This window comes from Methylobacterium sp. A49B (assembly GCF_053346215.1).
On sequence record NZ_JBKFBO010000117.1, the window covers coordinates 97859 to 110785 of the forward strand.

At 71.9% G+C, this 12927-nt stretch carries 11 protein-coding genes and 1 riboswitch; of the genes, 1 reads left to right on the top strand and 10 read right to left on the bottom strand.

Annotation, left to right across the window (positions count from 1 at the left end; genetic code table 11):
- Positions 1-104: 104 nt before the first annotated feature.
- The 10 genes from ACLBX9_RS21770 to secG all read right to left on the bottom strand — a co-directional run bounded on the left by ACLBX9_RS21770 (position 105) and on the right by secG (position 12090).
- Positions 105-1376, bottom strand: coding sequence for a precorrin-3B synthase (locus tag ACLBX9_RS21770; protein WP_447720626.1), 1272 nt, complete (start codon positions 1374-1376; stop codon positions 105-107).
- Between the two features lie 74 nt (positions 1377-1450).
- Positions 1451-4834: a cobaltochelatase subunit CobN gene (gene cobN / locus ACLBX9_RS21775; protein WP_447720395.1), complete on the bottom strand. Its 3384-nt coding sequence runs from the start codon at positions 4832-4834 to the stop codon at positions 1451-1453.
- A 47-nt stretch (positions 4835-4881) separates the two neighbouring features.
- Complete coding sequence (gene cobW / locus ACLBX9_RS21780) at positions 4882-5916, bottom strand: cobalamin biosynthesis protein CobW (RefSeq protein ID WP_010682276.1); 1035 nt, start codon at positions 5914-5916, stop codon at positions 4882-4884.
- Positions 5913-6314, bottom strand: a complete 402-nt coding sequence (locus ACLBX9_RS21785; protein ID WP_010682275.1) for a DUF1636 domain-containing protein — start codon at positions 6312-6314, stop codon at positions 5913-5915. The genes cobW and ACLBX9_RS21785 overlap by 4 nt, the downstream gene beginning before the upstream one ends.
- Complete coding sequence (locus tag ACLBX9_RS21790) at positions 6307-7044, bottom strand: CbtA family protein (protein ID WP_447720396.1); 738 nt, start codon at positions 7042-7044, stop codon at positions 6307-6309. Before ACLBX9_RS21790 ends, ACLBX9_RS21785 begins: the two co-directional genes overlap by 8 nt.
- A 16-nt stretch (positions 7045-7060) precedes the next feature.
- The gene (locus ACLBX9_RS21795; protein WP_447720397.1) at positions 7061-7243 is read right to left on the bottom strand and encodes a CbtB domain-containing protein; all 183 of its coding nucleotides are present in this window, start codon (positions 7241-7243) and stop codon (positions 7061-7063) included.
- A 34-nt stretch (positions 7244-7277) separates the two neighbouring features.
- Positions 7278-7472, bottom strand: a riboswitch (cobalamin riboswitch).
- Between the two features lie 307 nt (positions 7473-7779).
- Positions 7780-9363: a S10 family peptidase gene (locus tag ACLBX9_RS21800; RefSeq protein WP_447720398.1), complete on the bottom strand. Its 1584-nt coding sequence runs from the start codon at positions 9361-9363 to the stop codon at positions 7780-7782.
- Positions 9364-9365: 2 nt separating this feature from the next.
- A complete protein-coding gene (locus ACLBX9_RS21805) occupies positions 9366-9818 on the bottom strand; it encodes a DNA polymerase III subunit chi (RefSeq protein WP_039892526.1) in 453 nt (150 codons plus the stop codon).
- Between the two features lie 67 nt (positions 9819-9885).
- Complete coding sequence (locus tag ACLBX9_RS21810) at positions 9886-11514, bottom strand: CTP synthase (RefSeq protein ID WP_010682270.1); 1629 nt, start codon at positions 11512-11514, stop codon at positions 9886-9888.
- A gap of 156 nt (positions 11515-11670) precedes the next feature.
- Positions 11671-12090 carry a preprotein translocase subunit SecG gene (secG, locus tag ACLBX9_RS21815; RefSeq protein ID WP_192706774.1) on the bottom strand — a complete coding sequence of 140 codons (420 nt, stop codon included), beginning with the start codon at positions 12088-12090 and terminating at the stop codon, positions 11671-11673.
- A 258-nt stretch (positions 12091-12348) separates the two neighbouring features.
- Between secG and ACLBX9_RS21820 the strand changes: the two genes are divergently transcribed.
- Positions 12349-12795 carry a nuclear transport factor 2 family protein gene (locus ACLBX9_RS21820; protein ID WP_447720399.1) on the top strand — a complete coding sequence of 149 codons (447 nt, stop codon included), beginning with the start codon at positions 12349-12351 and terminating at the stop codon, positions 12793-12795.
- Positions 12796-12927: the final 132 nt, after the last annotated feature.

Here is a 12927-nt window from a genome sequence, read left to right on the forward strand (position 1 = left end):
CGCGTAGATCGCGCCGCCGTCGCGGACATACTCGTAGCGGGACTGGGTCTCGTGGGCCGCGGCCGGCTCCGATCCTGTCTGGCGCAGGGCGTTCTGGCTCGCGCTCATGCCGGTCTCCTGGTCCTCCCGAACTCCGTCGCGGCCGTATCCGGCGCGAAAGCGGCGGCCAGCCCGACAGTCTTGGCCCTTCCTAACCGCTCCAGCACGGCCTCGATAGGGAGATCCCATGCCGGCTCATCGCCGGGCGCGCCGCCGATGATGATTCCGTAGAAGCCGACGCGGCCGACAAGCGTCAGGTCCGCCGGGCCCGGCCGGGCGCAGCCCTTGGCGCAGCCGGAGACGTGCGCGGAGACGTCGCGATCCAGCGCCCCCGCGAGGCGACCCGCGTCCGCGAGGGTCGGGGTCGATCCGGAGGCGCAGCCCGGCGCGCCGGTGCAGGCGTCGATGCGATTGCGGGGATCGTCGGGCGCGGTGATGAAGGCGTCGGCGAGCCCCTCCAGAACCGATGGGGCAGGAACATCCGCCGCGGCCGACAGCACGAAGCCGCGCGTCGGTGAAAGGCGAATCTCGCTCGCGCCGATCGCGACGGCGGCGACCACGATCCGGTCGAAGGCGTCCGCGGTACAGCGGCCGAAAGGCGCGTCGATGACAAGGATTTGACTGGCGTTGCCCTCGTGACGGCCGGGCGTTGGCGCGAACGGCACCCCGCTCCGCGAGATGCCGCCGGGCTCCGTTTCCCGACAACGAGCGGGATCCTGCGCCAGCACCTTGACGTCGAGCGTCTTGGCCAGCGCCGTCCTCTCGTCGTCCGACAGGTCGCGCATTCGACGCCGGCCGGATCGCGCGAGGGCGGCGAGCAGCGTTGCGACCAAGCGGGGCGCTCCGCCTTCGCCGCAGGTCGCGATGTCGCGAAGCCCCTGTCCGGACTCGATCGCGATCGCCACGATGCCCGGACCGCGCGCGATCACCGAGCAATCCGCCTCCGGCAGCGCCGTGTCGCGGCGGCCCGTGACGACGACGAGGGTCTTGGCCGGCAGTCCGGGGATGTCGAGCCCCGCAGCCTCGATGGCGCGGGCCAAGCGCTGGACGTCGACCAATTCGTCCGGATCGCGGCCCGCGAGCGGGCTTGTGAGCGTCAGGCGCTGAGGGCCGCCGTCGGCGCGCACGTCGCCGAGGCCCACGTCTCCGAGCAGGTCAGCCAAGGGCGCACGTGTCGCCTCGGTGACGCCGCGGATCTGGATGTTGGCCCGGGCGGTCAGGTCAAGATGCCCATTGCCGAAGCGGCGCGCGCCCTCAGCCACGGCGCGGGCCTGATCGAGGGTGAGGATCCCGAGCGGCGGATGCACCCGCGCGAGGAGCCCGTCGCCCGTGGGCATGGGGCGCGCCAGCCCCGGGCACCAGCCCCGCCGGGCCGGTGCCTCCGGCAGCATACGGCGATGGTGGCGTGCGCTCACTCGGCCGCCTCCCGCAGCAGCGCGTCCGCCGGGAGGGCGTTGCGCCGGCTGTGCCAGAGGCCGCGGTCCCGGGCCTCGTCGAACCGCTCGAGGATCGCGCGGGTGGCGGCCGGGTTGGCGGCCCGGAGGCGCTCGAACACCTCGGCGTCGGCGATCCAGGCGGCGTAAAGCCGGTCGAAAGCGGCGTCCGTGACGGCATCGCTCGCGGCGGCGAGGACGAAGACGGCGTCGAGCCCCTGGGCCAGCTCCTGCGCTCCCCGGTACCCGTGACGCAACTGCGCGGCGATCCAGCGCGGGTCGGCGAGCCGTCCGCCGATCAGGCGCGCCACATCCTCCCGTGCGGTTCGCGCCTTCGGCCGCTCCGGCACGGAGACGTCGAGGCTGTAGAGGGCGGGCGTCCCGCCGGCCAGGGCGGCGGCGGCCGCGAAGCCGCCCATCGCGTCCACGGCGGCGTCCCCGTCGAACAGGTCGCGCTCGGCGACGTCGAAGGCGTGCAGATAGGCGTCGGCGGCCGCCACGCGGGCCGCGAAATCCGCGTCGGCGGCCTCTTGGTCACCGTAGGCGTGGGTGCTCGCCGCGAGGTAGGCTCGGCCGAGATCGGCGCGGGCATCCCAGGTCCCGTCCAGCGCGGTGGCGGCGGTTCCGGCCCCGTACCGACCGGGCGCCGCGCCGAAGACCCGTGTCGCCGCCTCGCCGCGGCGTCGGGCCGCCGCGAGGGGGTTCTCATCGTCCGGCTCGTCGCGTCCGGCCACCGCTCGGGCGGCGCGATCAATCAGCGCCAGCGTGTCCGGGAAGGTGTCGCGGAACGCGCCGGAGATCCGCACCGTCACGTCGATCCGCGGGCGGTCGAGCATGGCCAGCGGCAGCACCTCGAAGCCGGTGACGCGGGTGCTGGCATGGTCCCAGACCGGCCGGACGCCCATGAGCGCCAGGGCGTGCGCCACGTCCTCCCCGCCGGTGCGCAGGGTCGGGGAGGCCCAGAGATCCATGACGATCCGCGCCGGGTAGCCGCCCTCATCTTGAAGATAGCGGGTGACGACGGCGTCCGCGGCCCGGGCGCCGAGCAGCGCGGCGGCGCGGCTCGGGATCGCGCGCGGATCCAGGGTCGTGAGGTTCCGCCCGGTGGGCAGCACGTCGGCCCGGCCTCGCGACGGAGAGCCCGAGGGTCCGGGCTGCACGAACCGGCCGCCGAGGGCTGCCAGGAGGCCGGCGCGCTCGCCGGCCGCGCTCGCCACTACCGGTCCGTCGTCATCGTCGGGCGAACGGCCGAAAACGTGCAGGCCATCGCGGAACGTCGTCTCGCCGAGGTCACACAGGTGGGCGTCGAGGCGCGTCAATGCCTCGTCCATCGGCGTGTCGGCATCGATCGCGGCCCCGTCGAGCAGACCGGCCGCCTCGGCCTCCTCCAGAATGGCGCGGGCGATGATCTCCGCGCGGCGCGGGTCGAGGACGCTGGCGGCGGCATACTCCTCCACCAGTTCGCGCAGGCGGGCTGCCTCCGGGGGGAGGTCATGCGCGGTCGTCTGCGGCGTCAGGTGGCCGAGCGCCACGCCGCCGAGGCGGCGCTTCAGCGGAGCGGCCTCGCCCGGGTCATCGACGACGAACGGGTAGATCACCGGCAGGCCGCCGACGCACACAGCCGGCAGGCAATCGGGGGACAGCGCCACCGCCTTGCCGGGCAGCCACTCCGTGGTGCCGTGGGTCCCGAGCTGCACCAGCACGTCGAAGTGCTGCCGCAGGCCGAGATGGAACGCCAGATAGGCGTGGGTCGGGAGGCGCTCCGGATCGTGGTAGCCAGCCTTCCGGTCCGCGTCGCGACCGCGATCCGGCTGGAGGAAGACGGCGAGAGTTCTGCGACCGGCTGTGTCAACCATGTCGGGTGAAGCCCTGTCCCCGTCGATCACCGCCCGCGAACCTTCCACCATCCGGAAGCGGAACGCACCGTCCACGCAGGTGGCGTCGTCCTCCGGTTCGCCCCACGCCTCCACGAGGGCGGCGCGACTCGTTATGGGAAGGCTGCCGAGCCAGGCAGCATAGACCGCCAGCGGTACGCCGAACGCCGCCGGCCCTTGGGTCAGGGACTCCATCAGCGCGACTGCATCCGGCAGGGCGCCCGCCGCGTATCCGGCCTCCGCGAGGTCGGCGGCGATCGCGCGGGCGCTCTCGGGCGTGTCGAGGCCCACCGCGAACCCGGCCCGGCCGCCGCGGGCCGGATAATCGGACAGGACCATTGCGACACGGCGCGCGGCCGGGGGCCGGGCGGCGAGGCGCAGCCAGCCGGCGGCCCGGTCCGCCAGCGCTCCGATTCCGGGGGCGTAGGGGACGGCCCGGCGCTCGGCGAAGCCAGCGATTTCCGGAGCCTCCTCCTTGAAGGAGATCGGGAAGCCGGAGAGACGACCGTCGAACTCGGGTAGGGCCACCTGCATGGCGAGATCAGCCGCGCCGAGGCCCCGGGCCGACGACGCCCAGGCCGCTTGCGGAGACCCCACGGTGAAGGCCTGCAGCACCGGGCAATCGGCCCCGTCGAGGACGAAGTCGATGCCGTCCTCGCGGGCCGAGAACGCCGTGGCGGCGATCACCAGATCGGGCCGGCGCCTCCGGACGGCGTCGGCCACCGCGGCGGCGGCCTCCGGTTCCTTCAGGCTCGACACCGCCATCGCCAGGACGCCGATCCCGCGGGCGCGCAGCGCGGCCGTGAGCGCGACGAAGGGTGCGGTGTCGCCGCCGAGCACGGCGGAGCGGTAGACCAGCAGCAGGGCCATCGGCGCGGCCGACGACGCTGCGAGCGGAACCGCCGAACCGGCCGCGGCGAGAGCGACGTCGACGGGCAGGACGCCGCAGCCCGCACACCAGGCAAACCCGCGCGGCAGCGGCTGCGGTGGCTCGACCGCGTGGCCGGAACCGGTTCGAGCGGCCAGCATCCGCAGCATCCGCCGCAGATTGTCGATGCCCCCGGCGCGGAAGTAGCCATCGAGGCGGTCGGCGAAGTCCGGGTCGGTCGAGAAGGGGGCGAGCCGCGGGTCGGGGCGGTCGTCGCCGGGCAGCACCGCCAGCACGACACCGTGTGCACGGGCGGCCTCGGCGCAGCGCTCGATCCCGTAGCGCCAGTAATCCAGGCCGCCGAGGCAGCGGATCACCACGACCTTCGCCCGCGTCACCACCCGATCCACGTAGAGGTCGACCGAGAGCGGGTGACGAAGCTTGGCGAGCTTGGCCAGCCGCAGGCTCGGAAGCCCTGGCTCGGCCGCGTGGGCCTGGACGATCCCGGACAGGTCGGTGTCGGTGAAGGACACGACGACGAGATCGCCGGGCTCCTGCCCGAGATCCACAGCTGCCTCACCCTCGTCGAGGGAAACGGAATCGATGCGCACCAGATGCATCGCGGCGGCCCCTCAGAGCGTATCCGAACGGGCGCGCGCGACGGACATCATCCCGCGAGCGCCGCGGCGACCGCGTCCCGGTCGAAGCCCTTCAAGCCGATCACCACGAGCGTGCCGTCGCGCGGTTCGCCCGCCCGCCAGGGCCGGTCGAAGTGGTGGACGACGCGGCGTCCGACCCCCTGCACCACGAGGCGCATCGCCTTGCCCTCAACCTCCGCGAACCCCTTGATCCGCAGCACACCGTCCGTCCCCGCCGCCCGCTCTACACGGGCCGCGAGGTCACCGGCCGTGATTGCCGGGCGGATCGGCAACGCCACGGTCTCGAAATCGTCGTGGTCGTGGTCTTCGCCCTCGCCATGGTGCGAAGGCCGCGCGTCGAGATCGTCCTCGGCCGCCGCACCGAGACCCAGCAGCACCCGGGGATCGATGACGCCGTTCGCGGTCTCGACCACCTTCACGGCGCGGGGCAGATGGCCCTCCACCTCGGCGCGGACGCGGGCGCGTGTCGGCGCGTCGATCAGGTCGGCCTTGTTGAGCACCACGAGGTCGGCACAGAGGAGTTGATCCTCGAACACTTCCTCCAGCGGATTGTCGTGGTCCACCGACTGATCGGCGGCACGCTGGGCCTCCAGGGCCGCCGGATCCTCCGCGAAGGCGCCCGACGCCACCGCCGGCCCGTCAACCACCGCGACGACGCCGTCCACCGTCACGCGCGAGCGGATCGCCGGCCATTGGAAGGCCTGAACCAACGGCTTGGGGAGGGCGAGACCCGAGGTCTCGATCAGGATGTGCTCCGGCGGCTCGGCGCGCGCGAGCAGGGTCTCGAGGGCGGGCACGAAGTCGTCCGCCACCGTGCAACAGATGCAGCCGTTGGGCAGCTCGACGATGGCGTCCTCGGTGCAGCCCTCGACGCCGCAGGCCGCCAGGAACGACTTGTCGAAGCCGACATCGCCGAACTCGTTGACCAGAATCGCGAGGCGGCGACCCTTGGCGTTCTCGACCACGTGGCGAACCAGGGTGGTCTTGCCGGCTCCCAGGAACCCCGTGACGATGGTGCAGGGGATCTTAGACACGATGGTCATTCGGCGGCCTCCAGGGTGCCGGCCGGGAGCGGGCGGGGCTCGGGGAAGGGGGGAATGCGGGCGATGACGCCGGTGCGAAACGCCGCCGGGCGCTCGCGCCACGGCACGATGCCGTCCGTCGTGGCGGCGTACGCGCCGAGGCCGCCGAGGATCGTCTCGGCGGAGGCGGCGGGATCCATATCGCCATACACGTAGGTCCACCGGCCGGCCGACGCCACCGCCACCGTACAGGGCCGCTTACAGACGGAGAGGCACTCCACCGGCTCGATGCGCAGTTGCTGCGCGTCGCCGACCCGCGCCCTTAGGGCATCGAGCAGGCGGGCGCCAGCGCGGGGTCCGTCCGGATCGTCGCCCTCCCGGCGGCAGGTGGTGCAGACATACAGGATCGTCTCAGGCACGGGCAGAACCCCGCGCGTTGTCGCGGGCGAAGGCCTGCCACGCCCAGCCGAACCCGAGCGCGATCATGACCCAGAAGACGAAGCTGATCGCCAGGGAGCGGGCCGCGAACTGGGCGGCGAGGGCGGCCGGAAGCTCGGAGGCGCCCGTCGGGGGCTGGGGCGCGCCGGCCACGTGCGGCGCGATCAGCAGGACGAGGCCGCCCAGGATCGCGATGAGCGAGCGGCGGATCGCGATGAGGTAGAGTCCCATGCCGGTCGCCGCCGCGGTCATCACCCACCACGCCTGACGGGCAGCCAGGGGCGCGGCCTCGCTGCCGGGCAGTTCGGGAGGCAGGCCGAGGCCCGGCGCCAGGGCGACACTGGCGAAGCCCGCGATCGCGAAGGCGAGGCAGGTCGGCGGCGTCGGCTCGCGGCCGCAGGCGAGCATCACGGCGCCGAGCAGCAGGGCGTAGCCGACGCCGCCGACCAGGGTCGCCAGGGCTGTGAAGGCCATGCGCGGCAGGCCCTCCGCGGGCTGCCATTCCGGCGCTGCCTCGGGCGTGGCGTGCTCGTGCCCGCCATGGGCGAGCACGATCGGCAGCGCCTTCGAGGCCTGATGGGAGGGCTCGGCATGCTCGTAGCGCTCGGCGGCGAGGATCAGCGGCGAGGTCAGCGTGAGTTCGAGACCGCTCACGACGGCAGCCGCGATGAAGCCGGCGGCCAGAGCCGCCGACAGAAGCCGGATGATCATCCCTGGGACGCGGGCGTCAGTGACAGGGAAAATTCTGGGTGTGGCGGAAATCGTGCGCCGCGCTGTGGAACGCGATCGCCGGCGAGAAGCCCACCATGAAGAGCAGGCCGAGACCCAGGACGGCCGCGAGCGCGACGGCGACCGGACGTTCGGCGGCGCGGGTGCCGAGGGCGGCGGGGGCGAGGGTCGAAGTGGTCATCTGCCTGTCTCCAGCCGCCCCACCGGCGGCATTTCGGGATCCTGTCGTGACGGCAGGTCTCCTGGCTCGCGGCTCTGCGCGCCGGCCGCCTTCCCGGATCGCTCCGGTGGCACTCTGGCAGGCACTCGCCGCTCACAGTTGCGGGGGCAGCCGCGGATTCGAGGTTCGCACCCCTCACCGCATTCCCTTTTCACCCCGTCGCCGGGGCACCGTCACGGGACCGTTGTAGACGCATGACAGCCTCCGCACAACGGAGACGCGGTGGAATCCTGCGCAGGATCCAGGGTCTGCGCCGGGCGGCGCCATCGGGACGATGTCGCGGATCGTGCTTCGGGCCGGCGAGGACCTCGACCGATGGGACCTGGCTCGCCGGCCACGCGTGCGGCGACCCTCCCGCCCGCCCGGGCCGACGACCGCATGCCCCCGTTTCCGGCGGCTGGCCTCGTGCTGAAGTAACCCGGCGCGCTTGCCTTGGTGGCCGAGGATCTGTCGCTATTCGCGGAGGCCCTCAGCTTCGCTTTAAATTCTGGCGGGCTTCAGGGCCGGTCCGCGGAACGCTCGGCCGGCGCGCTCTCGGCGTCGCGCGCCCGGACAGCGTCCGCGTAGAGCCGCTCCACGTCCGTCCGGAATGCCGTGCGTGAATCCGGCCGCGTGTAGAACATGTGCCCGCCCGGGTAGACCGAAAGGCTGAGGCGGCCGGCGGCGTAGGCGGGAACCTGCGCGAGCAGCAGCTTCGAAGCGTAGTAGGGGGTCACGAGATCGGTGAAGCCGTGGGCGACGAGGACGCGCAGGCGCCCGTCGAGGGCGAGCGCGCCCTTGAGGTTCGAGAGCACCTCCGGAGCCTGACGCCCCGACCCCCAGGACCAGCCGCGGTTCACGGCGTTGTTGAGGAGCTCGTAGCGCATGTTGGGTACGGGCCACTTCAACGTGCGCGCGTAGAGATCGAGCATCGCGCTGGTGAGCGGCGCCTGTAGGGCGGTGAGCTGCGGATCCTCGAAGCTCGATTGCGCGGCCTCCGGATTCGGATCCCAACCGGTGATCCCGGTGTCGTAGGCGCTCGTCACGCGGCCGTCCGACCGGTCGATCTCGCGCTGGACGCTCCGCGTCGTGAGCCGCGCTGCCTGGGCGCGGACGAGGCCGGCGTCGAGGCCGACGAGGGGCACGACCTTCTCGGTCATCCGCGCCACCGCAGCCGCGTCGCCCGGCCCTTTCAGGAGGTCCGCCAGGTAGGGCCCCGACGCGTAGGCTTCCGCGTCGGCCAGCAGGTTCGGCCTCGGCACGGTGCCGGCCCGCTCCAGCGCGCCGGCCGCGAGGGAGGGCAGCTTCAGCACGTAGCCCCACGGATTGGCGCGCGGCGTCTCGAGCCAGCCGAAATCGAGCACCGGCGAGAGCAGGACCATTCCCGACAGGCCGACGCCGATATCCTCCTGCAGCTTCTCGGCGATCAGGGGCCCGCGGAATCCCCCGTAGCTCTCGCCGACATAGAATTTCGGGCTCGCCATCCGGTCGTTCACCCGCAGATAGCGGGCGATCACCGCCGCCAGGGTCGAGGCGTCGGAGTCGATCGACCAGTAAGTCTTGCCGTTGCCGTCGGAGGCGCGGCTGTAGCCGGTTCCCACCGGGTCGAGGAAGACGAGATCGCTGAAGCCGAGCCACGTGCCGTCGTTGGGCGACAGCGTGACCGGTTGCGACGGGCTGATGCTGTCCTTGCCGACGGGCAGCCGCCACGGGCCGATCGCGCCGATGTTCAGATAGGCCGACGACGCGCCCGGGCCGCCGTTGACCGCGAAGGTGACGGGCCGCGCGCGACCGGCCTCGCGTGCCATCGTGTAGGCCACGTAGGCGATCTCGGCCTGCAGCTTGCCGGCCTCGTCGACGAGCGGCAGGCTTCCCGCCGTGGCGGTGAAGTCGAGCGTCTTGCCGTCCGGAAGCGTCAGGCTGTGCTTGGTCGTCGAGTCGGGCGGCAGACGACGCCCCTCCGGACCGCGCGGCGCCGGCCGGGCCTCCTGCCGCGACTCCCCCTGTGGATGGCCGTGCGGTGCATCCTGAGCGCGCATGGGTGCGGCCAGCGCCAGAGTTAGGGCGAGGGCGGTGCCCGCGAGACGGATGCTGAGGGTCACGGTCAGGCCTTCTTGTTCCAGCGCCCGGAATCGTCCTGCTGCCAATAAGCGACCGCATGACCCGCATCCTTCGCCTGCTTCCACTGTTCGCGGGCGCGCAGCAGGGCGTCCTGATCGGTTCCATCGAACAGGATGCAAATCCGCTCGTAGGCACCCGCATCGGGCGGGAGATCGGCGCCCTCGACCAGGAAGCGGATCGAGGCTCGGTTCGGGTTCACGTCGCGCAGGGTCAGCACCACGGGCTGACTCCCGGCATCCGGCTCGCGGTCGGTGCCGTGCGGCAGGAAGCTCTCGTCGGAGTAGGTCCAGAGATGATCGTCCAGAGCTTGCAGCCGCTCCTCGCTGGCTGCCTGGACGGCCGCTTGCCAGCCGCGGTCCAGCGAGCGCTCGACGAGGTTCGGCAACACCTTCTCCAAGGGCTGACGCTGCATGTGGTAGAAGAGGATCTCGGTCACGGCCCCGTCCATATAGGGTGCGGGACCGTCCTGCGAGGAGCGGCGCGCCGCCGCGCCCCGAGCCCCCTCAGACCAGCCGGCTCTGCTCGATCGCCGCGCCGACAAAGCCCTTGAACAGCGGGTGCGGCTCGAAGGGACGCGACTTCAGCTCCGGGTGGAACTGCACGCCGATGAACCACGGGTGCCCGACATGCTCCACCGTCTCGGGCAGGAGCCCGTCCGGCGAGACACCCGAGAAGCGCAGGCCCTTGGCCTCAAGCCGCTCGCGATAGGCCATGTTGACCTCGTAACGGTGGCGATGCCGCTCCGAGATCTGCTCGGACCCGTAGATCTGGGCGATCTTCGATTCCGGATCGAGCTTGGCCTCGTAGGCGCCGAGCCGCATCGTGCCGCCGAGGTCGCCGGCGGCGGCGCGCCGCTCCAGTTCGTTGCCGCGCAGCCACTCGGTGAGCAGGCCGACCACCGGCTCGGCGGTCTCGCCGAATTCTGTGGAATTGGCCTCCGGCATGCCCGCGAGGGATCGGGCGGCCTCGATCACCGCCATCTGCATGCCGAAGCAGATGCCGAGATAGGGGATGCGCTTCTCGCGGGCGTAGCGGGCCGCCCGGATCTTGCCCTCGGCGCCGCGCTGGCCGAACCCGCCCGGAACCAGGATGCCGTTGAGACCTTCGAGGAAGGGCGCCGGGTCCTCGCGCTCGAACACCTCCGCCTCGATCCACTCGAGGTTGACCTTCACCCGGTGGCTGATGCCGCCGTGGGTCAGCGCCTCGGTGAGCGACTTGTAGGCGTCCTTCAGGCCCGTGTACTTTCCGACGATGGCGATAGAGACCTCGCCTTCCGGGTTGCGCACGCGCTCGGCGATCGTGCGCCAGCGGCCGAGATCCGGCTCGCCGCCGTGTTCCAGGCCGAAATGGCCGAGCACCTCCCGATCGAGCCCGGCCGTCCGGTAGGAGAGCGGCACCTCGTAGATGGAGGCCACGTCCCGCGCCTCGATCACCGCGGTCTCGCGGACGTTGCAGAACAGCGCGAGCTTGCGCCGCTCGTCGGTGGGGATGTCCCGGTCGCAGCGGCAGAGCAGGATGTCGGGCTGGATGCCGATGGAGCGCAGCTCCTTCACGGAGTGCTGCGTCGGCTTGGTCTTCAGCTCGCCCGCGGACGGGATGTAGGGCAGCAGCGTCAGGTGGACGTAGCAGCAGGTGCCGCGCGGCAGCTCCTGGCCGAGCTGACGGATCGCCTCGAAGAACGGGAGGCCCTCGATGTCGCCCACCGTTCCGCCGATCTCCACGAGCACGAAGTCGAAGCTGTCGTTGCCGTCGAGGACGAAGTCCTTGATGGCGTTGGTGACGTGCGGGATCACCTGGATCGTGGCGCCGAGATAGTCGCCGCGCCGCTCCTTGGCGATGATGTCCTGATAGATGCGGCCGGTGGTGATGTTGTCGGCCCGGCTCGCCGGAACGCCGGTGAAGCGCTCGTAATGGCCGAGGTCGAGGTCGGTCTCGGCACCGTCGTCGGTGACGAAGACCTCGCCGTGCTGGGTCGGGCTCATCGTGCCCGGATCAACGTTGAGATAGGGGTCGAGCTTGCGCATCCGGACCCGGTAGCCGCGGGCCTGCAACACCGCCGCGAGGGCCGCCGAGGCGAGCCCCTTGCCAAGAGACGAAACCACGCCGCCGGTGATGAAAACGTACCGCGTCATGGGCGTCGGTCCATAAAGAAGCTGCTGGCGTTTGCCAAACGACGGATGCCCCGGCCCGTGCATGGGCTGGGGATCGCGGAACGCATGGCACGAACCGGCTGACGCCGATTCGTCAAAAAGCGCGATGAGACGCTGCGCCGCTCCCGGCGCAGGCCGTCAGCGGGATTGCGGCGCGTCCGGAACCGCCGGCTGAGCTGGGGTCGCGGGCTGGGCCGGAGCCGTGGCCGGAACCCGGTCCTGCTGCTGGCGCAGCGTGTCGAGCAGGTTGTCGGCGCCGGTCGGCTGCTTGGCGGGCTGGCCCGATGTCTGCGGCGCGCCGGTGTCGAGGATAGACTTCGGCGCCGCCGAGCGGTGTGACAGGATCGCCAGCATCAGACTGGTGGCGAAGAACAGCGCCGCCAGGATCGCGGTCGCCCGCGTCAGGGCGTTGGCCTGTCCGCGGCCCGTCATGAAGCCGGCCACCCCGCCGCTCCCGCCGCCGCCCAGACCCAGGCCGCCCTCGGACCGCTGGAGCAGCACGACGCCGATCAGCGCGAGCACGATGATGAGGTGGACGACGATCAGGACGGTCTGCATCGGTGTTCCGAAAACGTCTTCAGGTCCGCGCGTCGATCCCGGCAGGCCGGTCGCAGGGACCGGCACGGGCGCGCGGCGGCCGCTGCCCTCGGCATCGGCCACAAATCTGCGCCGGCCATACACCACTCGCGATCCGGCGCCAACTTTATGATCGGGTCGCGCCTGTCGCCCGCGGGTCTCGCGCCATCCCGCGGCCTGTGCTCTGTCTGCGAGGGAAGGACGGCCCGCCAACGGGCCGTCCCGTCCCGGAAGGAAGCCATGCCGATCTCACGCCGCGCAGCGCTGGCCGCTGCTCTCGCAACGCCCGTCCTGCTGCGGACGGGTCCGGGAAGCGCCGCGAGCCCGGAGGCCGACGCTGTGGAGTCGGCGGTCGATGCCCTGACCCAGGCCCTTCTGGCCGGGGACGGGCCGGCACTCGAGGCTCTGACCCTCGACGGGTTGAGCTACGGCCATTCCAGCGGGCTGGTGCAGGACAAGGCGGCCTTCATCGCGCCGCTGGCCGCCAAGCGCGCCAGCTTCCCGAGCATCACCCTGTCGGACCGGTCGGTCTCGGTTGTAGGCGACGACGCCATCGCCCGGCACGTCTTCACCGGCGAGAGCGTCTCGAACGGCAAGACGTCCCCGGTGCATATCGGCGTGATGCAGGTCTGGCACCGGGATGGCGGGCGCTGGCGGCTGCTGGCCCGTCAGGCGTTCAAGATCTGAGATCGGCGCCGTTCGACCTTTCTCCGGAGCGGAGCGTTTGAGCGGCGCCACGAAGTCGGATCTCGCGCGCCTCGCGACACTCCTTCTGCCAAAGGTTCCGTCCCTGGCCGCTACCGCACAACGCCCGCGTCG